This window comes from Streptomyces sp. NPDC047043, from assembly GCF_040644055.1.
Taxonomy (GTDB): domain Bacteria; phylum Actinomycetota; class Actinomycetes; order Streptomycetales; family Streptomycetaceae; genus Streptomyces.
In genome coordinates this window covers 1-22,814 of record NZ_JBEYVO010000009.1, presented here as the reverse complement: position 1 = coordinate 22,814, position 22,814 = coordinate 1, and the positions used below count along the sequence as shown (strand labels likewise).

The 22,814-nt window shown below is 69.1% G+C and carries 24 protein-coding genes, 2 pseudogenes and 1 riboswitch; of the genes and pseudogenes, 13 read left to right on the top strand and 13 right to left on the bottom strand.

Annotated elements, in window-relative coordinates; translation table 11 throughout:
• Positions 1 to 17 precede the first annotated feature (17 nt).
• Positions 18 to 194 (top strand): hypothetical protein, encoded by a 177-nt coding sequence (locus ABZ880_RS15480; protein ID WP_361261926.1) that lies wholly within the window; start codon positions 18 to 20, stop codon positions 192 to 194.
• A gap of 74 nt (positions 195 to 268) precedes the next feature.
• Positions 269 to 444, top strand: a riboswitch (TPP riboswitch).
• 12 nt (positions 445 to 456) lie between these two features.
• On the opposite strand, the gene ABZ880_RS15475 is transcribed toward ABZ880_RS15480, so the two are convergent.
• Entirely contained in the window at positions 457 to 1,083 is a 627-nt protein-coding gene (locus tag ABZ880_RS15475) for a TetR family transcriptional regulator (RefSeq protein WP_361261923.1), read from the bottom strand.
• 219 nt (positions 1,084 to 1,302) lie between these two features.
• Here ABZ880_RS15475 and ABZ880_RS15470 point away from each other — a divergent pair, with 219 nt between their 5' ends.
• Genes ABZ880_RS15470 through ABZ880_RS15460 form a run of 3 tightly spaced genes read left to right on the top strand, consistent with a single transcriptional unit; the run spans position 1,303 to position 4,555 of the window.
• Positions 1,303 to 2,733, top strand: coding sequence for a glycosyltransferase family 4 protein (locus ABZ880_RS15470; RefSeq protein WP_361261920.1), 1,431 nt, complete (start codon positions 1,303 to 1,305; stop codon positions 2,731 to 2,733).
• Complete coding sequence (locus ABZ880_RS15465; protein WP_361261917.1) at positions 2,727 to 3,488, top strand: class I SAM-dependent methyltransferase; 762 nt, start codon at positions 2,727 to 2,729, stop codon at positions 3,486 to 3,488. The genes ABZ880_RS15470 and ABZ880_RS15465 overlap by 7 nt, the downstream gene beginning before the upstream one ends.
• A complete protein-coding gene (locus ABZ880_RS15460) occupies positions 3,485 to 4,555 on the top strand; it encodes a prenyltransferase/squalene oxidase repeat-containing protein (protein WP_361261914.1) in 1,071 nt (356 codons plus the stop codon). Before ABZ880_RS15465 ends, ABZ880_RS15460 begins: the two co-directional genes overlap by 4 nt.
• A gap of 4 nt (positions 4,556 to 4,559) precedes the next feature.
• Here the strand turns inward: ABZ880_RS15460 and ABZ880_RS15455 are convergent, their stop codons facing one another.
• The 4 genes from ABZ880_RS15455 to ABZ880_RS15440 form a co-directional block, all read right to left on the bottom strand.
• Positions 4,560 to 4,853 (bottom strand): hypothetical protein, encoded by a 294-nt coding sequence (locus ABZ880_RS15455; RefSeq protein WP_361261911.1) that lies wholly within the window; start codon positions 4,851 to 4,853, stop codon positions 4,560 to 4,562.
• Positions 4,854 to 4,889: 36 nt separating this feature from the next.
• On the bottom strand, positions 4,890 to 5,900 hold the full coding sequence (locus tag ABZ880_RS15450) for an LLM class F420-dependent oxidoreductase (RefSeq protein ID WP_361261908.1): 1,011 nt from the start codon (positions 5,898 to 5,900) through the stop codon (positions 4,890 to 4,892).
• 107 nt (positions 5,901 to 6,007) lie between these two features.
• Positions 6,008 to 6,802, bottom strand: coding sequence for a hypothetical protein (locus tag ABZ880_RS15445; RefSeq protein ID WP_361261905.1), 795 nt, complete (start codon positions 6,800 to 6,802; stop codon positions 6,008 to 6,010).
• An 83-nt stretch (positions 6,803 to 6,885) separates the two neighbouring features.
• Entirely contained in the window at positions 6,886 to 7,872 is a 987-nt protein-coding gene (locus tag ABZ880_RS15440) for an N-acetylmuramoyl-L-alanine amidase (RefSeq protein WP_361261902.1), read from the bottom strand.
• Positions 7,873 to 8,435: 563 nt separating this feature from the next.
• Here ABZ880_RS15440 and ABZ880_RS15435 point away from each other — a divergent pair.
• A complete protein-coding gene (locus ABZ880_RS15435; protein WP_361261899.1) occupies positions 8,436 to 8,615 on the top strand; it encodes a hypothetical protein in 180 nt (59 codons plus the stop codon).
• Positions 8,616 to 8,621: 6 nt separating this feature from the next.
• Here the strand turns inward: ABZ880_RS15435 and ABZ880_RS15430 are convergent, their stop codons facing one another.
• Complete coding sequence (locus tag ABZ880_RS15430; protein WP_361261896.1) at positions 8,622 to 9,632, bottom strand: aldo/keto reductase; 1,011 nt, start codon at positions 9,630 to 9,632, stop codon at positions 8,622 to 8,624.
• Positions 9,633 to 9,988: 356 nt separating this feature from the next.
• Here ABZ880_RS15430 and ABZ880_RS15425 point away from each other — a divergent pair, with 356 nt between their 5' ends.
• Positions 9,989 to 10,477 (top strand): hypothetical protein, encoded by a 489-nt coding sequence (locus tag ABZ880_RS15425; RefSeq protein WP_361261893.1) that lies wholly within the window; start codon positions 9,989 to 9,991, stop codon positions 10,475 to 10,477.
• Positions 10,474 to 10,827 carry a hypothetical protein gene (locus tag ABZ880_RS15420; protein ID WP_361261891.1) on the top strand — a complete coding sequence of 118 codons (354 nt, stop codon included), beginning with the start codon at positions 10,474 to 10,476 and terminating at the stop codon, positions 10,825 to 10,827. The genes ABZ880_RS15425 and ABZ880_RS15420 overlap by 4 nt, the downstream gene beginning before the upstream one ends.
• A 76-nt stretch (positions 10,828 to 10,903) precedes the next feature.
• Here the strand turns inward: ABZ880_RS15420 and ABZ880_RS15415 are convergent, their stop codons facing one another.
• The 3 genes from ABZ880_RS15415 to ABZ880_RS15405 all read right to left on the bottom strand — a co-directional run bounded on the left by ABZ880_RS15415 (position 10,904) and on the right by ABZ880_RS15405 (position 12,945).
• The gene (locus ABZ880_RS15415; protein ID WP_361261888.1) at positions 10,904 to 11,122 is read right to left on the bottom strand and encodes an antitoxin; all 219 of its coding nucleotides are present in this window, start codon (positions 11,120 to 11,122) and stop codon (positions 10,904 to 10,906) included.
• A gap of 102 nt (positions 11,123 to 11,224) precedes the next feature.
• Complete coding sequence (locus ABZ880_RS15410; protein WP_361261885.1) at positions 11,225 to 11,875, bottom strand: class I SAM-dependent methyltransferase; 651 nt, start codon at positions 11,873 to 11,875, stop codon at positions 11,225 to 11,227.
• An 86-nt stretch (positions 11,876 to 11,961) separates the two neighbouring features.
• Complete coding sequence (locus ABZ880_RS15405) at positions 11,962 to 12,945, bottom strand: AraC family transcriptional regulator (protein WP_361261882.1); 984 nt, start codon at positions 12,943 to 12,945, stop codon at positions 11,962 to 11,964.
• Positions 12,946 to 13,116: 171 nt separating this feature from the next.
• Here ABZ880_RS15405 and ABZ880_RS15400 point away from each other — a divergent pair, with 171 nt between their 5' ends.
• Positions 13,117 to 13,491 carry a hypothetical protein gene (locus ABZ880_RS15400; RefSeq protein ID WP_361261879.1) on the top strand — a complete coding sequence of 125 codons (375 nt, stop codon included), beginning with the start codon at positions 13,117 to 13,119 and terminating at the stop codon, positions 13,489 to 13,491.
• 81 nt (positions 13,492 to 13,572) lie between these two features.
• On the opposite strand, the gene ABZ880_RS15395 is transcribed toward ABZ880_RS15400, so the two are convergent.
• The 3 genes from ABZ880_RS15395 to ABZ880_RS15385 form a co-directional block, all read right to left on the bottom strand.
• Positions 13,573 to 14,733: a sialidase family protein gene (locus ABZ880_RS15395; protein WP_361261876.1), complete on the bottom strand. Its 1,161-nt coding sequence runs from the start codon at positions 14,731 to 14,733 to the stop codon at positions 13,573 to 13,575.
• Complete coding sequence (locus ABZ880_RS15390) at positions 14,721 to 15,647, bottom strand: RICIN domain-containing protein (protein ID WP_361261873.1); 927 nt, start codon at positions 15,645 to 15,647, stop codon at positions 14,721 to 14,723. The genes ABZ880_RS15395 and ABZ880_RS15390 overlap by 13 nt, the downstream gene beginning before the upstream one ends.
• A 276-nt stretch (positions 15,648 to 15,923) precedes the next feature.
• Positions 15,924 to 17,660: an MFS transporter gene (locus ABZ880_RS15385; RefSeq protein ID WP_361261870.1), complete on the bottom strand. Its 1,737-nt coding sequence runs from the start codon at positions 17,658 to 17,660 to the stop codon at positions 15,924 to 15,926.
• 163 nt (positions 17,661 to 17,823) lie between these two features.
• Here ABZ880_RS15385 and ABZ880_RS15380 point away from each other — a divergent pair, with 163 nt between their 5' ends.
• The 4 genes and pseudogenes from ABZ880_RS15380 to ABZ880_RS15365 all read left to right on the top strand — a co-directional run.
• A complete protein-coding gene (locus ABZ880_RS15380) occupies positions 17,824 to 19,014 on the top strand; it encodes a lipid-transfer protein (RefSeq protein ID WP_361261868.1) in 1,191 nt (396 codons plus the stop codon).
• A 764-nt stretch (positions 19,015 to 19,778) separates the two neighbouring features.
• Positions 19,779 to 20,216, top strand: a pseudogene (locus ABZ880_RS15375) (RICIN domain-containing protein); the annotation flags it as partial.
• 258 nt (positions 20,217 to 20,474) lie between these two features.
• Positions 20,475 to 21,554 (top strand): hypothetical protein, encoded by a 1,080-nt coding sequence (locus ABZ880_RS15370; RefSeq protein WP_361262748.1) that lies wholly within the window; start codon positions 20,475 to 20,477, stop codon positions 21,552 to 21,554.
• A gap of 242 nt (positions 21,555 to 21,796) precedes the next feature.
• A pseudogene (locus ABZ880_RS15365) lies at positions 21,797 to 22,032 on the top strand (transposase family protein); the annotation flags it as partial.
• Between the two features lie 98 nt (positions 22,033 to 22,130).
• Here ABZ880_RS15365 and ABZ880_RS15360 read toward each other — a convergent pair.
• Positions 22,131 to 22,322 (bottom strand): hypothetical protein, encoded by a 192-nt coding sequence (locus ABZ880_RS15360; protein WP_361261865.1) that lies wholly within the window; start codon positions 22,320 to 22,322, stop codon positions 22,131 to 22,133.
• 56 nt (positions 22,323 to 22,378) lie between these two features.
• Between ABZ880_RS15360 and ABZ880_RS15355 the strand changes: the two genes are divergently transcribed.
• The gene (locus ABZ880_RS15355; RefSeq protein ID WP_361261862.1) at positions 22,379 to 22,717 is read left to right on the top strand and encodes a DUF6233 domain-containing protein; all 339 of its coding nucleotides are present in this window, start codon (positions 22,379 to 22,381) and stop codon (positions 22,715 to 22,717) included.
• The last annotated feature ends 97 nt before the right edge of the window (positions 22,718 to 22,814 follow it).

Sequence of the window (22,814 nt, the reverse complement as noted above, 5' to 3'; positions counted from 1 at the left end):
TACCCGGAGGAATGACCATGAAGTTCCTGTCGCTCCCGCACCCCGTCCTGTGCGCGACTGTTCTCGTCTTCGTGGCGGTCTACGGGGGTGTGGTCCTGCCCGCCGTGTGGTCCCGGCGGCCGACCCGTCGGCATGCGGCCCTCCGGGTGCTCACCGAGCTGCTCGGTGTGCTCCGGAGCAGGAGGAAGCGGTAGGAGAAAGGCCCGAAAAAATCTTCATTTCAGGTTGTTTCATCCGTCTTCAGGTGTTCTATTCTGGTATTGGCCTACGGGACGAGTGAGGGAGTTCGACCGGAGTAGCCGACTTCGGCGTGACGCATCTGCATCCGCTGGGGCCGACGTCGACGGTCGGGCTGAGAGGCCGGAAGGCAGTGGTCAGGCCGGAAGGCGACCCCCAGAACCTGATCCGGACAATGCCGGCGAAGGGAACCCGTCTCGTAGGTCCTTTGCGTGCGTCCTAACCCTTTTTCTCGGGATCCGTCAGGTCGATCAGGCGGCACACCGTCTCGATGTCGATCTTGACCTGGGCGATGGAGGCACGCCCCGACAGCCAGGTGATCAGCGCCGAGTGCCAGGTGTGCTCGATGACGCGGACCGCGGAGAGCTGCTCGGGGGTCGGGTCCGCGAGGCCCATCGCGTCCAGGATGATCAGCGTGGTCTGCCGGGAGACCTGGTCGACCTCCGGCGAGACGCTGCGGTCGGCGAAGGTCAGGGCGCGGACCATCGCGTCGGCCAGGTGCGGCTCGCGCTGCAGCGCGCGGAAGGCCCGCATCAGGGTCTCGGCGACCCGCTCGGCCGCCGTGTCACCCTGCGGCGGCTTCTTGCGCAGCGTGCCGTGCATGTGCTCCAGCTGGTCCTGCATCGTGGCGACCAGCAGATGGATCTTGGACGGGAAGTAGCGGTAGAGGGTGCCCAGGGCCACCTGCGAGGACTCCGCGACCTCCCGCATCTGCACCGCGTCGAAGCCGCCCCGGCTGGCCAGTTGTGCGCTCGCGTGCAGGATGCGGCGGCGACGCGCCTCCTGCCGCTCCGTGAGGGGTGGGGAGGTGCGCCCGGTGGCTTCGAGCTTGGCTTCCGCAGGCATGGGTCCCGTTTCCGTGGTTCCGTGACAGTCGGTGAGAGCTCATGATCGGACCGAGCATGGCAGGGCGTCCGCCGTGGCGCGAATCACCTGATCCATTGCTCACTGTGCCCCTACCTGCCGGTAGATTCAGAGCCTCCTGGACGATCAAGTCTGAAACTTGTTCTAGATTAGCGTCCCGGCGTAATCTCGCGGGACAGAGCAGGCAGAAGGGGGCCCAGAGTGACCGCTGAGGCCAGTCAGGCGGGTCCCCAGGAGGACCTCGCCGCCGACGGCGAGCGACCGCTCCACATCGCGCTCCTCACCTATAAAGGGAACCCGTTCTGCGGCGGCCAGGGCGTCTACGTCCGCCACATCTCGCGCGAGCTGGCCCGCCTCGGCCACCGCGTCGAGGTCATCGGCTCCCAGCCGTATCCCGTCCTCGACGAGGACGAGGCGTACGACGGCCGGCTGAGCCTGACCGAGCTGCCGAGCCTGGACCTGTACCGCTCGCCCGACCCCTTCCGCACCCCCAAGCGCGACGAGTACCGCGACTGGATCGACGCGCTGGAAGTCGCGACCATGTGGACCGGCGGCTTCCCCGAGCCGCTGACGTTCTCACTGCGCGCCCGCCGCCATCTCCGCGCCCGCCGCGGCGAGTTCGACGTCGTGCACGACAACCAGACCCTCGGATACGGGTTGTTGGGGGATGTGGGCGCGCCTCTCGTCACCACCATTCACCATCCCATCACCGTGGACCGGCAGTTGGAGCTGGACGCCGCCGAGAACTGGCAGCAGCGGCTGTCCAAGCGGCGCTGGTACGCCTTCACCCGCATGCAGAAGCGCGTCGCGCGCCGCCTGCCCTCGGTCCTCACCGTCTCCGGCACCTCGCGCGCCGAGATCGTCGACCACCTCGGTGTGCGCGACGACCGTATCCATGTGGTCCACATCGGCGCCGACACCGATCTCTTCTCGCCGGATGCGTCCGTGCCCGTCGTGCCCGGCCGGATCGTGACGACGTCCAGCGCGGACGTGCCCCTCAAGGGCCTGGTCTTCCTGGTCGAGGCGCTCGCGAAGGTGCGCACCGAGCACCCCGACGCCCATCTCGTCGTGGTCGGCAAGCGGCCCGCGGAGGGCCCGGTCGCGCAGGCCATGGAGCGCTACGGCCTCGAGGGCGCCGTCGAGTTCGTGAAGGGCATCTCGGACGCCGAACTGGTCGACCTGGTGCGCTCGGCGGAGGTCGCCTGCGTGCCGTCCCTGTACGAGGGCTTCTCCCTGCCGGCCGCCGAGGCCATGGCCACCGGCACCCCGCTGGTCGCCACGACCGGCGGCGCGATCCCCGAGGTCGCCGGGCGCGACGGCGAGACGTGCCTGGCGGTGCCGCCGGGCGACCCGGGCGCGCTGGCCGCGGGGCTGAGCCGGCTGCTGGGCGATGCGGAGCTGCGGGCAAGGCTCGGCGCGGCGGGCCGCGAGCGGGTGCTGCGGCACTTCACCTGGGCACGGGCCGCCGAGGGCACGGCCGCCAGGTACCGGGAGGCCATCGCCCGCTCCGCCGCCGCTCAACCCCCGGCCACGGCAAGAGCGTCCGTACCACCGACCGCAGCCGCAGCGCCGATCACGGCTGCCGCCACCCTCGAACCCCACGCAGACTCCGAAAGCAGGGCCACGTGCTGACCGTCGACTTCTCCCGGTTCCCGCTCGCCCCGGGCGACCGCGTCCTGGACCTCGGATGCGGGGCCGGCCGGCACGCGTTCGAGTGCTACCGGCGCGGCGCCCAGGTCGTGGCGCTCGACCAGAACGGCGAGGAGATCCGCGAGGTCGCGAAGTGGTTCGCGGCGATGCAGGAGGCCGGCGAGGCACCCGAGGGCGCGACGGCGACCGCCATGGAGGGCGACGCCCTGGCACTGCCCTTCCCCGACGAGTCCTTCGACGTCGTCATCATCTCCGAGGTGATGGAGCACATCCCGGACGACAAGGGCGTACTCGCCGAGATGGTACGGGTGCTCAAGCCCGGCGGCCGCATCGCCATCACCGTCCCGCGCTACGGCCCCGAGAAGGTCTGCTGGGCGCTGTCCGACGCCTACCACGAGGTCGAGGGCGGCCACATCCGCATCTACAAGGCGGACGAACTGCTCGCCAAGATCCGCGAGGCCGGCCTCAAGCCGTACGGCACCCATCACGCGCACGCGCTGCACTCGCCGTACTGGTGGCTGAAGTGCGCCTTCGGCGTCGACAACGACAAGGCGCTGCCGGTGAAGGCGTACCACAAGCTGCTGGTCTGGGACATCATGAAGAAGCCGCTGGCCACCCGGGTCGCCGAGCAGGCGCTGAACCCGCTGATCGGCAAGAGCTTCGTGGCGTACGCGACCAAGCCGCACCTGCCGCGTCTTTCCGAGACCGAAGCCGAGACCGTGGCGGCCGCCAAGTGACCACTCCCCGGACAGAACACCTCGTCCTGCCCGGGGTCCTCACCGCCGGGCAGGCCGCCGCGACCGTCGCGGGCATCCTCGCCGTACAGCGGGAGGACGGTGCGATCCCGTGGTTTCGGGGGCACCACCTGGACCCCTGGGACCACACCGAGGCCGCGATGGCGCTGGACGCGGCGGGCGAGCACGAGGCCGCCGAGCGGGCCTACGAGTGGCTCGCCCGGCACCAGAACGAGGACGGCTCCTGGTACGCGGCCTACGCCGACGGGGACTTCACGGACGTCACCGACCGCGGGCGCGAGACGAACTTCGTCGCGTACATCGCGGTGGGCGTCTGGCACCACTACCTGTCCACCGGCGACGACACGTTCCTGGACCTCATGTGGCCGGCCGTCCACGCCGCGATCGAGTATGTGCTGCAACTCCAGCAGCCCGGCGGCCAGATCGGCTGGAAGGGCGAGGACGACGGAAGCTTCACCACCGACGCCCTGCTGACCGGCTCCTCCTCCATCCACCACGCCCTGCGCTGCGCGCTCGCCATCGCCGAACAGCGCGAAGAGCCGCAGCCGGACTGGGAGTTGGCGGTCGGAGCCCTGCGCCACGCGATCCGCCGGCACCCCGAGCGGTTCCTCGACAAGGACCGCTACTCGATGGACTGGTACTACCCGGTGCTGGGCGGCGCGTTGACGGGCACGGAGGCCAAGTCCCGTATCGAGGAGGGCTGGGAGCGCTTCGTCGTCCCGGACCTCGGCGTGCGCTGCGTCGTCCCCAACCCGTGGGTGACGGGCGGCGAGTCGGCCGAACTCGCCCTCACCCTGTGGGCGATGGGCGAGTCCGACCGTGCGCTGGACATACTGCAGTCGATCCAGCACCTGCGCGATGCGGAGACCGGCCTGTACTGGACGGGTTACGTCTTCGAGGACGAGGCCATCTGGCCCCAGGAGCTGACCACTTGGACCGCCGGATCGCTGCTGTTGGCGGTGGCCGCCCTCGGTGGCCACGAGGCGACGTGCGCGGTGTTCGGCGGCGAACACCTGCCCCGTGGCCTGGATCCCGACTGCTGCGGCTGAACCCTCAGTGCCGGTGGGCGCGGTTGGCGATCGCGTGCCCCACGAACAGGTAGACGACCGCGGCGAGACCGTAGCCCGCCACCACTCGTGCCCACGCCTTGTCGAACGTGAACAGGTCGTACGACCAGCCGGCCAGCCAGCGGGCCGCGTCGTGGATGAACTGCACGAAGTCGTTCGCGCGGTTCGCGTCCAGCAGGTACATCAGGATCCACAGGCCCAGGATGAGGGCCATGATGTCGGCTACGATCGCTATGACCGTACCGGCCTGGTTTGTACCGTTGCGATGGTAAGGGGACATACCGATCGGGTTGCCGCTGAACCGTGGATGAAACTTCTAGGAGTTCAGCTCGGCCAGGACCTGCAACGATGCCCGGTCGGGCGAGAGCGCCAGCAGGTCCGTCACCGGCCCCTTGCGCCACAACTCCAGCCGCTCGGCGATCCGTTCACGCGGCCCGACCAGTGAGATCTCGTCGGCGAAGGCGTCCGGCACGGCGAGCACGGCCTCCTCGCGGCGGCCCTCCAGGAACAGCTGCTGGATGCGCCGGGCCTCCTCCTCGTAGCCCATCCTCGCCATCAGGTCGGCGTGGAAGTTGCGAGAAGCGTGCCCCATGCCGCCGATGTAGAACCCGAGCATGGTCTTCACCGGGAGCAGGCCTTCGGCGACGTCGTCGCAGACCTGGACGCGCGCCATGGGAGCGACGACGAACCCCTCGGGAAGATCCTCAACTGCCGGTCCGTAGACGTCCGGACGGCTCGGCGACCAGTACAGCGGCAGCCAGCCGTCGGCGATACGGATCGTCTGCGCGACGTTCTTCGGCCCCTCGGCGCCGAGGAGGACGGGAAGGTGGGGACGCAGGGGGTGCGTGATGGACTTGAGGGGCTTGCCGAGGCCCGTGCCGTCCGCCCCGCCGTACGGATGCGAGTGGAACCGCCCCTCCAGCACGACCGGCCCCTCGCGCCGCAGCACCTGCCGTACGACGTCGACGTACTCCCGCGTCGCGGTCAGCGGCGACTTCGGGAACGGCCGCCCGTACCAGCCCTCCACCACCTGCGGCCCCGACAGCCCCAGGCCCAGCATCATGCGCCCGCCGGAGAGGTGGTCGAGCGTGAGCGCGTGCATGGCGGTGGTGGTCGGCGACCGGGCCGCCATCTGTGCAACCGCCGTACCCAGCTTGATCGTTGAGGTCTGCGCCGCGATCCAGGTCAGCGGCGTGAAGACGTCCGACCCCCACGATTCTGCGGTCCACACGGAGTCGTAGCCGAGCCGCTCGGCCTCCTGTGCCAGCGGCACGTGGTCGAGGGAGGGGCCGCGGCCCCAGTAGCCGAGGGCGAGACCGAGTCGCATGACGCCTCCAGTTTTCTGACGGGTAGTCAGTTACGAAGCTGCGAGCTGCGACTGTACGACAACGGCCCCCCGCCCGGAAGGGCGAGGGGCCGCTCGTGCAGTGGGTGTCAGCCGCGCTGGATCCCGGAGGTGTCCTGCAGCACGCCGCGGCGGCCGTCCTGCGTCTGGGCGACCAGGCCCGGACCGCGCTGCTCGACGGCCAGGTACCAGGTACCCGGGGCGAGTTCGGCGATCGGCGTGGGCGAACCGTCCTCCGCGAACAGCGGCCGCGGCACCGGTACGGCGAACCAGAACGGCGAGAAGTCCCCGGCGGGCGCCGGCGGCTGCGCCTGCGCCTGCGGCGGCTGGGCACCGTAGGGCTGCCCGGGCTGCGGCTGCCCGCCGTACTGCGGCTGCTGGGCACCGGGGTAGCCGTAGCCGCCCTGGGGCTGGCCGCCGTAGGGCTGCGGGGCGGCGGGCTTGGGGGCGGGGACCAGGGCGGCTTGGAGGGCCGGGACCAGCGGGGAGGCGACGGCAGCTCCGGCCAGGACCAGGGCGGCGATCAGGCCGAGGATGAGGCCTGCGCCCCTCTCGACGTCGTATCCACCCGTGTTGAACGACCCGGCCGGGTCGAAGATCGTCCAGAGGGCGGTCCACGCGGAGAAGACCGTCAGCGCGACGCCGAACGGGCCGAGCTCGAGGCCGACGACCTTGGGGGGCTGCGGCAGCGCGCGTGCGACGACGATCAGGACCGCGCCTGCGATGCCGCCGATGTACATGCTCATCAGCAGGCCGAGGTTGTCCCAGGCGTTGGGGATGCTGCTGCTGTCGCCGCCGTACGTGTCGAGGAACGACGCGATGAACAGCAACACCGCTGCCCCGATCACCACGCCGTCGCCTCGTGTGAGGGAGCGGATATTCACTTCAGATCCTTCATAGTTCGTCTCGTCGTCGGTAGACCCTATCGTCCACCCGACCAGGGTGTCCGCCGGGATGAGCCCGCCGATCACGAAGCGCGCAGGAAACTCACGATTCCATCAGAGATTCCTTGCGCGGCCTTCTGTCGCCAGGCGCCGCTGGTGAGCAGTGCCGCGTCCTTGCTATCGCGCATGTTGCCGCACTCGATGAACACCTTGGGAACCGTTGACAGATTGAGACCGCCCAGGTCCTTACGCGTGACGAGACCGGTGCCGTCGCCGATGTAGTTGGACGGCGGTTCACCCGTGACGCGCACGAAGTTGCCGGCGACGCGCTCGCCGAGTTCCGCGGACGGGGCGACGATCTCGCGGGTGTCCGCGGCGCCCGCGTGCACGGAGCCCGGGAGGATGACGTGGAAGCCGCGGTTGCCGGCCGCCGAGCCGTCCGCGTGGATGGAGATCGCGGCGTCGGCGCGGGCGTTGTTACCGATCTGCGCCCGCTTGTCGACGCACGGGCCCCAGGCCGGGGAGCCGTTGTCGTGCGTCAACTTCACCGTCGCGCCCTGCTTCTCGAGGAGCGCCTTCAGCCGGTGCGAGACGTCCAGCGTGAACTGGGCTTCCGTATAACCCGAGTTCGTGGACGTCCCCGTCGTGTCGCACTCCTTGACGTTCGTGCCGATGTCCACCTTGCGGTTGATCTCGGCGGTGTGCTGGAAGTTGCCGGGGTTGTGACCCGGATCGATGACGATGACCTTGCCCTTGAGGGGGCCGGAGGCCGCGGGCGCGGAGGAGGTGGGGGAGGCGAGCGTCGGCGTGGGGCTGGTCGGGTGCTTGTCGTCGCCGGTGGGCGAGGACGCGGATCCACCGGACGGGGCTGCGCCGGACGCGGGCGCCGACGACGTCGTCCGCACGGTCGCCCGGTCCGCACTGCCTCCGCCCCCCGAGCCGCCCACCGCCTCGTACACCAGCCACCCCAGCAACGCGCCCGGCACGAGCGCGGCGACCGCAACGGTCAGGGGGCGGAAACGGGGACGGCGGGGCTGGGGAGGATCGAAGTCCGGGCCTACGTACGACACGTTTGCCACCCTAGCGGCCGTTCATGGTGTCCACATGGTCCATGACGGCCGATGGAATGACGCTCCGGAGGCTGTGACGTCGCGGCCAGCGACCGTCTCGGACCCGCGGGCACGGCGTGCCTTGCTGCTCGGCGAGTGCGGCTTGACCTTGCCGAAGGTGGACACGTGGCTGCCGCATGCGCGGCTCCGCCAGATCTGCTGACCGTGGGCGTCCGCCTCAGATGTATCAAGGTCCAGCCTTCGGCGGCCTCACAGCGACGGCAGCCGGGTGAAGCCCTCCTGCAGCACGTACGACGACTTCCCGAAGCCCGAGTTCCCGGCCGAGGTGACGGTGACCGTGGGCAACTGGCTCGCGGGAAGCTGGTGTTCCCGGTCCCCAACGGGGAGCGGTCCGAGTCTGTGCTGTACGCACCTGCGGGCCTGGGCGAGCCGAAGGAGTGGGCAGTCCCGAAGGCGTAGCTGGGAAGGGCACGGGATGTTCTGCGTGGCCTCCAGGTCAGGCGGGCCTCGTGCTCACGAAGGCATCGCTTGAGACTCCACTTGACCAAATTCAGGAGCAGTCGGTGGACGTCAGCTACTTCGGTGCCCACAGGCACGTTCCGCTGCGCGTGGCCCTGCTGCTGGCCGCGGTGGCGGGCAGCGCGCGGATCATGCAGTTGCGCGTGACCGCCCGCAAGCACCGCCGGACCGACCACAGGGCTGTGAAAGCCGAGGCCAAGGACTCGTCGAAGGTCCTGCGGTAGCCCGGACTACCGGGAGCCCGCCACAGGGTGCGGCTTGTAGAAGGACTCCTCCAGGTAGGCGGCCTCGTGCGGCTGGTAGGGCTCCTCCAAGTAGGCGGCCTCGTCTTCGTCGAGTTCGACGTCCACCGCGGCGACCGCGTCGGCCAGCTGGGCTGGCTTGGTGACCCCGACGATGGGCGAGGTCACCGCCGGGTTGCGCATGACCCAGGCCAGGGCGACCTGGGCCGCGGACAGACCCCGCTTGCCAGCGATCTCGTGGACGCGCTCGGCCACTGCCTGGTCCTCGTCGCGGTAGAGGATCTTGCCGCCCGCGTCGGTCTCGGCACGCGCCGTGGCGGTGTCCCGGGCCCGCGTCAGCCTGCCCCGCGCCAGCGGGCTCCACGGAATCACGCCGATGCCCTGGTCGGCGCAGAGCGGGAGCATCTCCCGCTCTGCTTCCCGATGGATGAGGTTGTAGTGGTCCTGCATCGACACGAACCGGGTCCAGCCGTTCAGGTCAGCCAGGTACAGGGCCTTGGCGAACTGCCAGGCGTACATGGAAGAGGCTCCGATGTAGCGGACCTTCCCGGACTTGACCGCGTCGTGCAGCGCCTCGAGGGTTTCCTCGATCGGGGTGTCGTAGTCCCAGCGGTGGATCTGGTACAGGTCGATGTAGTCGGTCCCCAGTCGCTGCAGGGAGGCGTCGAGTTCGGCGAAGATCGCCTTGCGGGACAGCCCGGCGCCGTTCGGGCCGGGGCGCATCCGCATCCAGACCTTGGTGGCGAGAACGACCTCCTCGCGCCGGGTGAAGTCCTTGACCGCCTGGCCGACGATCTCCTCGCTGCTTCCGGCGCTGTACCCATTGGCCGTGTCGAGGAAGTTGACACCGCTCTCAAGGGCCTGCTTGATGATGTCCCGGCTGGCGTCCGCGCCCAGCGACCAGGGCTCGCCGCCCCGGTCCGGCTCGCCGAAGCTCATACAGCCGAGGGTGATGGCGGAGACTTCCAGTCCGGTCGTTCCGAGTTTGATGTATCGCATGGTTTCGAACCTAGGAATTGATGTGCGCTCTAACGCAATACGTCTCGGTCCGGACTTCGGAGGCGTGGGGCATGTGCGCCCTGTCAGGTTTCGACCGTTTCGGCCAGATGTGCCCGAGAACCCAGTGGTAGCGAGTAACTAACTGTCAATTCTCGGCCGAGCGCGTGGGGCACTGCTCGGCCCGCCGACGGCAAACCGCCCTCGCGGGTCCGTCGCCACGACCGATCATCGCTCCATCACTAAGAGATTCCGCTGGTCCGGGCGGCGGTATCGCGGTGCTCGCGACGGCGCCCCTACCCGCGGCATCGCTTAGAAAAATATGGACAACCCTGGACTTCTGAACTACCTTTGAAGTCATGACCACCATGCCCGCAGAAGCGAACCTCTCTGAGCTGCTCCAGAAGCCCAAAGACACGATCGCGCGCATGCAGGGCACCGCCCACCGGGGTATCCGCCTGCACCGCCGCGACGACGAAGACCTCTACCTCACTACTGCTGCCCGCGCTGAGGAAGCCGTGCAGGTCGTCGACTCCACGACCCGCATCTTCGTCGCCATGATGAAGAGCGACCCCCAAGCGGTGAAGATGCTCACCCATGTTTTCCCTGAAGCCTTCCCCTGGGTGCGCTATCTGCCCGATGTGGCGGTCCGCGAGTTCCTCGTTGAGTTCGTCGAGACAGCACGTGCTGCGGTCGACCTCGACAACGTCGGTCTGCTCGCCCCCGTCATTGCTGCATGGAAGTCGACCGCCCTCATCCACGCCGACGAGAAGCTGCACGGCGAGCTGACGAAGCCTGTCGGTGAAGATCTCGGGTCCGTCGAGCCGCCGGAGGTCTCCAGCGAGTGAGCCCGAAGAAGGGGGAGCCGGTAGCCCCACCGCCTGGCAGAGACGACTACGACGTCCGCTATGGAGAGACAGCGGCTGTCGAGGGCTGGCGAGAAGTCGGCAACAGGGCCCCAGGCAACGCGTTCAAGGCCTGGGAGCTGATGCGGACAAACCCGTGTCCCAAGGAGCAGACCGAGCGGCACCATCAGCTGAAGTTTGACCTCGCCTACCGCGAGTACAAAGGGGAGAGGCTCCCGCAGTGGCAGATCGAAGTCACCGGCGGGGGCCGCCTCTGGTACCTCGTCGACGAGGACAGGCGTCGCGTCTGGCTCGTGTACGCCGGCCTCGGGCACCCAAAAGCCACGGACTAACAGTGGGGCGAAGCCCGCGGGGCCAACGGTGAGCGGTGCAGATAGTCCTCGCCATTCAGTATGAGCGCCGGGCTGGTCAGCAAATCCACCAACTCCACCCTTCGACCGGCCGGACAGCGGCCAGGACGTCGTCATGTGTGACCTGGTCACTGGCGTAGCGCTCGGCGCGGGCGGCCATCTCGGCCAGGCTGGGCTTCGAAGCCTCACGCACGATGAGACCGAGGAGGTAACCCTGCATCGACTGGCCGGCCTCGGCGGCGCAGATCTTGATGGCGCGAGCTACGTCGTCGGGCACGTCCCGTACCGCGAATGCAGTCCCGAATGCATTTTGTCGTCAATGCTGTCATTTTGCAGTCATTCGGACTCTTGCGGGTCCGCGGCCAGGGCGGTCGGGCCCTCAGATCCCCGCTCCGGTTCGCCGCAGCACGCGCAGTGAGTCGGTCACCGAGACCTCCGTGAACGCGCCGGACTGGAGAGCCCTGAGGTAGACGCGGTACGGGGCCTGGCCAGTGAATTCGTCCTTCGGGTCCGGGAAGACGTCGTGGATGAGGAGGAGGCCGCCTTCGGCCACATGGGGGGCCCAGCCCTCGTAGTCGGCGGTGGCGTGCTCGTCGGTGTGGCCGCCGTCGATGAAGACCAGGCCGAGGGGGGTGCCCCAGAACTTCGCGATCTGCGGGGAGCGGCCGACCAGGGCCACCACGTGCTCCTCCAGGCCTGCCTTGTGCAGAGTGCGACGGAACGTCGGCAGCGTGTCCATCAGGCCGAGTTCCGGGTCGACCGTCTCCGGGTCGTGGTAGTCCCAGCCCGGCTGCTGCTCCTCGCTGCCGCGGTGGTGGTCGACCGTCAGCGCGGTGACGCCGGCCTCGCGGGCCGCGTCGGCGAGCAGGATCGTGGAGCGGCCGCAGTACGTGCCGACCTCCAGCAGCGGCAGCCCGAGCGCACCCGCCTCCACGGCCGCCGCATACAGCGCGAGGCCCTCCTCCACGGGCATGAAACCCTTCGCGGCCTCGAACGCGGCGAGGATCTCGGGCTTGGGTGCCGCGGGCATGGGGCCTGCCTCTCGGGAAGGGGGCGTGGGTACGTCTGAGGGGACCATGCTGCCGTACTCGCCGGTAGGTGGGCGACCGAGGGTGGCTACTCCCGCTCCGTTGCCGTCCGCAGCCGGTACTCCCTCGGTGAGAGCCCGTACTCGGCGCGGAACGCGCGGGTGAAGTCCGAGGCGCGGGGCAGGCCCCGGCGCGCGGCGATCGCGTGGATCGGCGTGGTGCGCTGGGCGGGGTCCGCGAGGTCGCGGCGGGCGGCCTCCAGGCGCTGGCTGCGGATCCAGGCCGCGACCGTCTCGCCCTGCGTCTGCTGCTGGAAGATGCGGTGCAGGTAGGAGACGGAGATGTAGTGCGCGGCGGCGATCGTGCGGGGTGTCAGCTCAGGGTCGTGCAGGTTGCGGTGGATGAAGGCGCGGATCTGTTCCGCCGTGGTCCGTTGACGGGCCTCCGGCTCCAGCGCCGCCTCCGCCTCCAGCAGTTGTGCGAACAGGGCCGTCACCAGGTCGAGTACGACCGTGCCCAGGCGCGGTGCGTCGGAGGGGCGGAGGGTGTCGGCCTGGCGTTCCAGGCCGGTGAGGAAGTCGGCCAGCAGGGCGCCGATGCCGTCCTGCGCGGGAAGGCCGCGGCCCAGCAGCTCCCGGACCCGGTGCGGGGGCAGCGGCAGCAGCGCCTTGGGGAAGTCCACGCCCACGCCCTTGACGACCGCGCTCGCGTGCGGCTGCCACAGGTCGAATGGCTGGGAGCTGTCGGCCAGGTGCAGGTCGCCGGGGCCGAAGATGTCCCTGCGGTCCGCGTGGTCGAGCGTCAGCCCGCCGTCGAGCAGCAGTGTCAGGTGGTAGGCCTCGGGGTCGGACTGGCGCACCTGTCTGGGGCCGCGCAGGTAGCGGGTCGGCAGGCAGGCGATCGCCCCGACGGTCACCGGGCCCAGTTCCAGCAGCCGGTGTTCGGCCCAGAAGTCGGCGGCGTGGGCGCTGCTGATGTCGGTGGGGGAGCGGGTACGGCCGAGCAGTTCCCGCCAGAAGTCGAATCTGTCCTCCGCGGGTACGTCCTCGCTCCGGAACACCGTCCCGATCATCGCGCCCCTCCTGGCCAATGCGCCCCACCCCGGCGTTCGGGGCGACATCTTCGCATGCGTACGAGAACGGCCCTCTCGCGTCGGCAAGCCCGTTCTCCGCTGCCGCCGCAGCTAGATTCTGCGAATGTCCAGCACATGACCACCACGCCTCGCGCTCGCCCAGGGGGGATCTTGCGCACCACCGCCACGACAGCGGTCATACTCGCCGCCGTCACGCTCACCGCCTGCACCTCCGACACCGACCCGGTCACTGCGGACGTGCAGGCCGTCTGCCGCGAACTCGGATTCAACCCCGGCGACAGCGGCGACTACGCCGCCTTGCCCGACGGCGTTCTGGCCGATGTCTCCGCACTCACGGACAAGGCATCCGGCGCCGCGCAGAAGGACGGCCGGTGGTGGACGCTCACGGGAGACCTCAACACCCTGACGTCATACGCTCAGGACGGCGACCAGACAGGGACGTGGTCGCGACCGGATCAGCAGAAGATGCTCGATGCGTTCAACGATGCGCATCGCGAGTGCGCGGACGCGTACGACGCCGGATAGACCGGCAGCGGAATGGAGGGGCGACGCGTATGCGGCACCCCTCCTGGCTGAGGTCTCAGGCGGGCGTACGGCGGTGACGGATCATGGAGCGTCAGAGATGTCCAGCTTGTTCACCTTGATGCGAGTGGTGTCGAACTCCCACACGACGTAGAACTTGCCCGGCGCGTACTCGTCGGCCATTGCGTACGTGTCCCAGCCCCTCCCTGTTCCAGCCGTGTCGACCTCGTCGTTCGAGGAGCCGTTGGCGAAGAGCTTGGCGGCGCTCCACGCCGCACCGGGGCGCCTGGTCTTGTAGTTGAGGACGTCGCGGTAGTCGGCGGCCGAGGAGTCGGCGACGGGGGAGTTGTAGATGTACAGGTACTTCCCGTTGCTGTCCTTGGTGAAGTAGCCCTTGGACGTGTTCTGGCTCGGCAGGGCGGCGTCCGGGTCGAAGGGCGTCCAGGACGCGCCGTCGGTGGAACTCTCGGCCGTCACGGCGTTTGCGTTCTCGCTGCGGGCGACCATGACCAGCTTGTTCGTGCCGTCCTGGGAGACGGCGATCTGGGGTTCGCCGGCCTTGATGCCGTCGGCGTTCCCGCCCGGTACGGTGCCTTCCTTCGTCCAGGTCTTCAGGTCGGAGGAGGTCAGCACCCCGTTCTCCCGCCCCGTCGCCCAGTACGGGATGGCGTGTTTGCCGTTGGCCAGCTTGAGCGGGCGTCCGGCGAAGACGAGGTTGCCGATGTTCGGGAAGGTGGCGGGGTAGTCCTGCCAGGTGTGGCCCTCGTCGGTGCTGCGCTTGACGACGGTGGTGCTGATCGGCAGGCCGTCCTTGTTCCAGCTGTCCCCGTCGTTCTCGCTCGTGTCCACGATCGGGGTGCGCCCCATGTAGGCGAACAGCTCGCTGCCGGCCTGGTAGAGGATGACGTAGTGCCAGGCGTAGTCGCTGGTCTCCTGGGCCAGCGTCTGCGGGCGGCTCCAGTTGGCGCCGCCGTCGGTCGTGTAGGCGTAGCGGATGTAGCCCATGTCGTGGTTGCCGGGCCTGAGGCCCTCCCGCCAGGCCACGACCGCGTTGTTCGCGCTGGTGCTGATGATGTCGGGGGTGCGGGGGCCGTCGCCGCCGGTCACCGTGTTCGTGTAGACGGTCGACTCGCCCGAGACGCCCTCGGCGGAGGCCGGGCCCGGCAGGAGCAGGCCGGACAGGACGGTGAGGACGAGCGCGGTCAGGAGTACGGGCCATGCCCGTCCGCGCGTCACCACAGCCATTGCTGACTCACGCTCGTCGAGCAGGTCCACTGAATGGCCTCCGTTCCCGGGGTCTGACTGGTGCTGGGGATGGCGAGGCACAGCCCGCTGTTCTTGTTCTGCAGCCGGTCGAGGCTGGTCCGGACCCAGACCTGCTCGTCACCGCCGCCGCACGGCCACTGGATGACCTCGGCGCCGTTCGTGGTGGTCGCGCCCGCGAGGGCGAGGCACTTGCCGTTCACCTTGTTGACCACCCGGTAGCCGCCGGTCACGGCTTTGAGCGCCCAGTAGTTGCTGTCGCTGTTGCTGCACGACCACTGGACCATCGCGATGCCGTTGGTGTAGCTGGAGCCGGGGTTGGCCAGGCACTGGCCGGTGCCCTGGTTGTAGAGACGGGCGTAGGTGGCGGTGTCCTCGGACCAGACCCAGCGCTGGTCCAGGTTCTCCGTGCAGGTCCACTGGACGGCCTCGGTGCCGTTGGCGGTGCTGGAGCCGGGGACGGCCAGGCACTTGTCGCTGTTGAGGTTCCGCAGCCGGTTCCAGCTGTCGTGGACCCAGACCTGCTCGTTGCCGGTGGAGTCGCAGGGCCACTGGATGGCCTGAGTGCCGTCGGCGGTGCTGGAGTTGGGCATGGCGAGGCACTTCAGGCTGAAGCGGTTGCGGATGAGGTAGCGGTCGCCGTTGCCGCCCGCCACCTTGGTGAACGTCCAGTCCTGGTCGGAGTTCTCGCTGCAGGTCCACTGGACCAGGCCGGTACCGTTCGCCGTGCTGGAGTTGGGTACGGCCAGGCATCGGCCCGAGTTGAGGTTGCGGAGGTTTCGCCAGTCGTCGTCCGCCTTCGCCGGGCTGGGAAAGGCCAGTACGTACGCCAGCGTGGCGGCGATCGCACACATCACCGTGGCGACGACGGCGAGGACGCGCGTCGGTCTTTTCATGCGCATGACATTGAACTACCTCTCTCTTCATGGGGCCGCATGTTCATGGGTCCACAGAGGAGGCAGGGTGCGCGGCGACGCGGGCAGGACCGGACCATGCCGGTCATCCCCCCCGTGCCCGGTTCCCCACCGGCCCCCCGTGTGCCTTCAGGCACCGGAGTACCCAGCCGAAGCCGACGGGGTGACGCGATCAGGAACAGGTGGTCACGGAGAGGCGGCGCGGCAGCGAACCTTTGCTGTCCCCGAGGGGGCAAAGGGTCGCTGCCGCGCGGGAGTTCAGCGGGCGGAGACCGTCTCCGCGGGCAGGGCGAGATCCAGGTCCACCGCCCGGTCGTCACCCGCGTGGGTCGCGGACGAGGCCAGCGGCCCGTGCCCGGCCGCCCGTGCGGCCAGCACGTACGCCCCCTCGGCCGGCACCGCAAGCGCATAGCCGCCGTCCTCGTCGGACAGCGTCGCGCCCGCCTGGCGGCCGCGGCGGTCGATCAGGGTGACCTTGGCGCGGGCGACCGGGGTGCCCTCGGCGTCCAGGACGCGGCCGCGGAAGCCGCGCAGGATCTGTTCGGCGCGCTCGATGCCCGCGTCCTCCTCGCTGCTGGCGCGCAGCTGCGGGGCGCGGTTCGCCTTCGGCAGGAACAGGGCCATCAGCAGGCCGAGGGCGACCGCGCCGGTGGCGATGAGGAAGGAGACCCGGAAGCCGTGCATGGTCGGGATCTCGACGCCGCCGACGTTGTTCGCGGTGTTCGCCAGCACCATGCCGATGACGGCGCTCGAGACGGACGTACCGATGGAACGCATCAGCGTGTTCAGGCCGTTGGCCGCACCCGTCTCCGAGGCCGGGACCGCGCCGACGATCAGCGCGGGCAGGGAGGAGTAGGCGAGGCCGATGCCGGCGCCGAGGACGACGGCGATGACCAGGCTCTGCCAGGGCGCGCTCATCAGGCCGAGGCCGGCGCCGTAGCCGATGGCGATGATCAGCATGCCGAGGATCAGGGTGACCTTCGGGCCGTACTTGGCGGAGAGGCGGGCGTAGACCGGGGCCGTGAACATCATCGTCAGGCCGAGCGGGGCGACCAGCAGGCCCGCGACGACCATCGACTGGCCGAGGCCGTAGCCCGTCGCCTTCGGGAGCTGGAGCAGCTGGGGAAGGACGAGCGAGACGACGTAGAAGGAGACACCGACCATGATCGAGGCCAGGTTGGTGAAGAGGACCGCCGGGCGGGCCGTCGTCCGCAGGTCCACCAGGGGAGCCTGCACGCGCAGCTCCATCACGCCCCACAGGACGAGTACGACGGCGGACGCGCCGAACAGGCCGAGCGTGGTGCCGGAGGTCCAGCCCCAGTCGCTGCCCTTGGTGATCGGGAGGAGGAAGAGGACCAGGCCGGCGGAGAGGCCGAGTGCGCCCAGGACGTCGAAGGAGCCCTCGGCGCGCATCGGGGACTCCGGTACGACGAGGAGGGTGAGGACGATCGAGAGGACGCCGAGGCCGGCGGCGCCGTAGAAGAGGGCGTGCCAGTCGGCGTGCTGGGCGACCAGGGCCGCGAGCGGCAGGGCGAGGCCGCCGCCGACGCCGATCGAGGAGCTCATCAGGGCCATCGCCGAGCCGAGCTTCTCGCGGGGCAGCATGTCGCGCATCAGGCCGATGCCGAGCGGGATGGCGCCCATGGCGAAGCCCTGGAGCGTACGGCCGGCGATCATCGGGAGCAGGGTGCTGGTGAAGGCGCTGACCAGGGCACCGACCACCATCAGGGCGATGCTGAGGATCAGCATCCGCCGCTTTCCGTAGAGGTCGCCGAGGCGGCCCATGATCGGCGTGGCCACGGCTCCCGAGAGCAGCGTCGAGGTCAGGACCCAGGTGGCGTTGCTGGGGGCGGTGTCCAGCAGCTGCGGCAGGTCCTTGATGACCGGGACGAGCAGGGTCTGCATCACCGCGACAACGATGCCCGCGAAGGCGAGCACCGGGACCACGGCCCTGCTCGCTCTCCGCGTGGGCTGGTCGGTCGTCGTGTGCGTCATTGAGTGAGGCCTCCCAGAAGAGATAAGTGCTGGGTAAACCTCGTATGCACAGGCAACTATTCCGTTGCTTCGGGACCCTAATCAATTCTTGACCGACCCATGGGTTTCTGATCGTGCGTCAGGGGCTGGTGAGTTTATAGAACGTGTTCTACCCTCGCGCGCCATGAAGGCCTACATCGCCGGAGTGGGCATGACCCGCTTCGAGAAGCCCGAGACCCGTGACTGGCAGTACTGGGACATGGTGCGCGAGGCGGGGAGCGCGGCGCTCGCGGACGCCGGGGTCACGTATGACGAGGTGGAGCAGGTCCCCATCGGCTACTGCTTCCAGCCCTCCACCGCCGGCCAGCGCGCCGCCTACGAGCTCGGCCTGACCGGCGTCCCCGTCTACAACGTGAACAACAACTGCGCGACCGGATCGACGGCCTTGATGCTCGCCCGGCAGCTGGTGGAGGGCGGCGCCGCCGACTGCGTACTGGCGCTGGGCTTCGAGAAGATGAAGAAGGGCGCGCTGGGCGGGGGAGCGGACGGCGGGGACTTCTCGACCTCCCCGGTCGCCCGGCACTACGGGATCATGGCCGCCCGGCACGGCTTCGAGATGACGCCGCCCACCGCGCAGATCTTCGGCGACGCGGCCCGTGAGCACATGGAGCGGTACGGCACGACCGAGGCGCAGCTCGCCGCCGTGGCCGCCAAGAACCACCGGCACTCGGCGCACAACCCGAACGCGCAGTTCCGGGACGTGTACGAGGTCGACGACATCCTCGCCGCGCGTACGGTCCACCGGCCGCTCACCAAGCTGCAGTGCTCACCGACCTCGGACGGGGCCGCGGCCGCGGTGGTGATCTCCGAGCGGTTCGCGCAGGAGCGGGGGCTGACCGGTCTCGTCGAGATCGTCGCGCAGGCGATGACGACCGACACGGAGGAGTCCTTCGCGTCCGGGTCCTGCATCGACGTCGTCGGGCAGCCGATGTCCCGGGAGGCGGCCCGGCAGGTGTACGAGGGTGCAGGACTCGGGATCGAGGACGTGGACGTCGTAGAGCTCCATGACTGCTTCTCCGTCAACGAGCTGCTGACGTACGAGGCCCTCGGAATGTGCGGGGAGGGGGAGTCCGGGAAGCTCGTGGAGTCGGGGGCGACGACGTACGGCGGGCGGTGGGTGGTGAACCCGTCCGGTGGGCTGATCTCCAAGGGGCATCCGCTGGGGGCGACCGGGATCGCCCAAGTGGCCGAGCTGGTGTGGCAGTTGAGGGGCGAGGCGGGCAAGCGGCAGGTGGCGGGGGCGCGGGTCGGGCTGGCGCACAACATCGGGTTGGGCGGGGCGGCGGTGGTGACGATGGTGCGGGCGGGGGGCTGAGCATGGGTTAAGCAGGGCTAAGCATGGGCTGAGCACTGTCTTGTCGATCACCCTGCAGTGGCTCGGGTGGAAGCCGTCGAGCTTGTGCTTCCGCCGGCGCACCGCCTACGGGCTCGTCACTGCCCAGCCCCCGCGCGCGTTGGACAGAGCCCACTGGACCGCCTTGATCCAGAACCGGGACGCCAGGAGTTCAACCTGGGTATGGCCATGCTCGGCGTCCGCGCCGAGGGCGACATCCGCGCCGTCGCCAACGCCGTCTCCGCCTGCGAAGGCGTCATCTGGTCGTCCTCACTGCCGGCGCCTTCGCCCTCTTCCTCTTCGTCGAAGTGGTCTGTCACGCCTCCCTGGCGTGACTCACGTCGAGAGCTTCACCTACTTCGGCATCCACACCCACAGGTTCGTCCGGGATGTGCCGTAGGGGCACTGCGGTATTGCTCTACACATCTGCGGATGGCGCACCGGCGGACCCCCTTGACCGGCGACGGCAGTGTCGGGCAGATCCGAGCCGATGCTGACGGCAACCTATGCGTCGTCTGCGACGACCAGTGCACGAACACCCACAACGGCCAGGCCGCCGACGCATGTTGCGGTGATCCCGTGCTCCTGCGACGGCCGAGCCACCCAAGGGCTGGTCCTGACACCGATCCGTATATGAGCACCCGCGGCCCCCCGCCGAACGAACCGCGCCTCGCGCCGGTCCTGCGGCAGGCGCGTGGCGAGAGGGAAGACACACGTTGAAACTGTTGAAACGACGATGGGCTCTTGTGGCCGGGGTGCTGGCGCTGATCTCGGCGGCGGCGGTCTCCGTACCGCTGCTCACTCAGACCGCAACCGCGACGGCGGCGCCGTTCTCCACGACGCTGGTCAGCAAGTCGAGCGCTTTGTGCGCCGACGCGCCGGGCGGTGCGACAACCCGGCTCAAGCTGGTCACCTCCGTGTGTACCGGCGGTGCCGAGCAGACCTTCAGGTTCACGCCGGTCTCCGGCAAGGCCAACACCTTCACGATCGGCACCCGGAATTCGAAAAAGTGCGTTGACGTGAAGGGCCGGTCGAAGTCCGACAACACCCCGATCACCCAGTACATCTGCAACGGTAAGACCAACCAGCAGTTCCGCATGCGCGCGGTCTCGGGCTCGGGATACAACCTGGTGGCAGTGCACTCGGGCAAGTGTGTTGCGGTCAGCGGCGACGCAAGCGCAACTGGTAAGACGCTGGTGCAGTCGCCCTGTACTGCGAAGCGTACGTGGCTGGTGCCCAAGTCCACCGGCGGTACGAGCCCCAGCCCGACCAGCCGCGCCTCGGCCGGCGCCAGCCCGACCGCCGCCCAGAGCAGCGCTGCACCCAGCCCGACCAAGACCTCCGCCTCACCGACGACGTCGCCGGTCGCCGCGGGCGGCTGCTCACGGTCCGTCGGCTCATCGCCGGTGGTGAGGACCACCCAGGTCAACCTCGGGGTATCCGTGACCGGATACGGAGGTCAGTCCGACACCGAGCCGCTGCCCATGGCGATCGCGGCCACCCCGTCCGGCCGTTCCTGGCTGGCCTGGCTCGGCACCGACGGCAAGGTGTACCTGGGCAACCTCGACTGCAGCGATCACCTGGTCGGCACGCCCAGCAGCTTCGCCGGCATCGATCTGCAGGACGTCGCGGCCGACGCCAACGGCGGCGTGCTGCTGCTGACCCGCAAGGGCGACTGCCACACGGGCCCGCTGTGCGGCGGCAGCTCCAGCCCGTGCAACACCATGTGGATGATCCGCTTCGACAACTCCGGGCACCAGGTCTGGGAGCAGCAGGTCACGAACCTGAGCAGCAGCAGGGGCGGGTACGACGACGGTGCCCGCTTCGTCTGGTGGTACCAGCACCACGGCCGGCTCGCCTATGACGGCACCAACTACGCGGCGTACTTCTCCGACGCCATCACCGTGCAGAACGGCCGCTGCGTCGACATCCACGAAGGCGACCGGATGCAGGCGGTCGACCCGAACGGGGCCCTGCTGTCCGGGCACGACAGTTTCGAACTCGGCTGCAGCCACAGCTGGGACAACCACATCGTCTGGGATCCAAGGGTGGGCCATTTCAAGATGGTCTGTGCCACCGACAACAACTGCCGGATAGCGCAGCCGGCCAACTACCAGACGGTGGCTTCGGGTACCTGCGATGGCACCCTGTTCGGCGGCGACATCGTCTTGTCGAGTAACGCCGGGTACTGGGTCGGGTGGAGCCAGGGCGGCCACGCGCGTCTGGACCACTTCAGCACCGGTGCCTCCGACAAGACCGTCAACACCTCGGTCGCCACCAGCCATCCGCACCTGGTCAGTTACGGTGGCCGGATGTTGCTGGCCTGGGCGTCCGGCTCGAAGATGGCCGCGCAGGTATACAACTCTGGTACGGGTTCCATCGTGGGCAGCCAATTCGGGATCGACGTGCCCGACCACGCCTACATGTCCTTCAAGGCGTACTCGGACGGCAGCGCCGCCTATGCGGCCGCCGGCAGCACCAGTACCTCGATCGTCGTCGCCCGCGTCATGCCGATGAGCTGATCGCAAAGGCGAAGGCGGGCCTCAGGAAAGCGCCCACCGTCGTCGATAGGTTCGGCCTCAATCCTTCCGATTGAGGCCGAGCTGGTGGGTAGCCGTTCCCCAGGCCGCTACGGCGGCGAAGAACGCGAACAGTGGGCTCTGTCCAACCTCGCGCGGGGGCTGGGCAGTTGGCGTGACAGACGGGTGAAGCCCCTGGTAGATGGGTTTTCGACCAAGAGAACCGCATCCACCAGGGGCTTCGCATGCTGGTCTGCCTGTCCGGCTGTGCCCTTTGCTTCCTCGCCGCCCGGCCGAGGGAGTGTTGGCGCGCTCTGGGTACCCGCTGTCGGCGCCTGAGCGCGGGCCGACAGGCGTTGCTCGTCCTCGCCCATGTTGGCAACGGCCAGGCCTACGCCCAGCTCGTGGCCGGTTTCGGGGCGGTACTACGACCGTCTACCGGTACGTCACCGAGGCCGTAGAGCTCCTGGCCGCCCTCGCATGCTCGCCGAAGCAGTAGGGCCGCGTCGAGGAAGGCGTGTCTGATCTCGTCGGCATCCCAGTACAGCCACGCGATGCGGATCCCGGGCCGACGCGTATTCACGATGGTGAGCAGCGCAGCCTTCCGTCCGCCAGGTCGAGGACCTCCAGGAGCTCCGTCTTCTCCCGCCGGCCATTCCACTGCACCTTGAGCCACGGACCCGTGCAGCTCGTCATGGTCTCGGTCCAGTGCGGCACCTCGTCCGGTACGGGGATCGGGGCCTCTTCCGCATCACGCCACTGCGATGGCACGGGACGACACCTCCCCTTGACGTGCGGGCGGAAGCCTACTGTCTAGAATCGAACGCGTGAACGATCTGGTCCCATCGAGACTCGTGCTGCTCCGTTTCCTGGAGCGGGTGCAGGAACGGGACCTGGCGCGCACCCGCCGGTGGATCGTCGGCGAGGAGCGCCGGGAAGCCGGGCGGCAGCGGGGCATCCAGGCCCGCCCGCCGACGCCGGAGTGGCTGCTCGATATGGGGCTCAACCGGCGGGGCCCGGCCTTGTACGTGCACGTCGGGGACTGCTGGAACGCGGGCAGGCGCGGCCGGGCCATCGGCCGCGACCAGGCCCGGCGCGCGCTCGCGGAAGGTGTCAAGGCGTGCCCGCAGTGCCAGCCCGATGCGGCTCCGGGGATGCTGGACTAGGTCGTGTCTTCGAATGATCTTGAGTGGTGGATCATGGTTGGGTGATACGTCGCCATGAACTGTCCGATGCCGAGTGGGAGTTCGTCCGGCCGCTGCT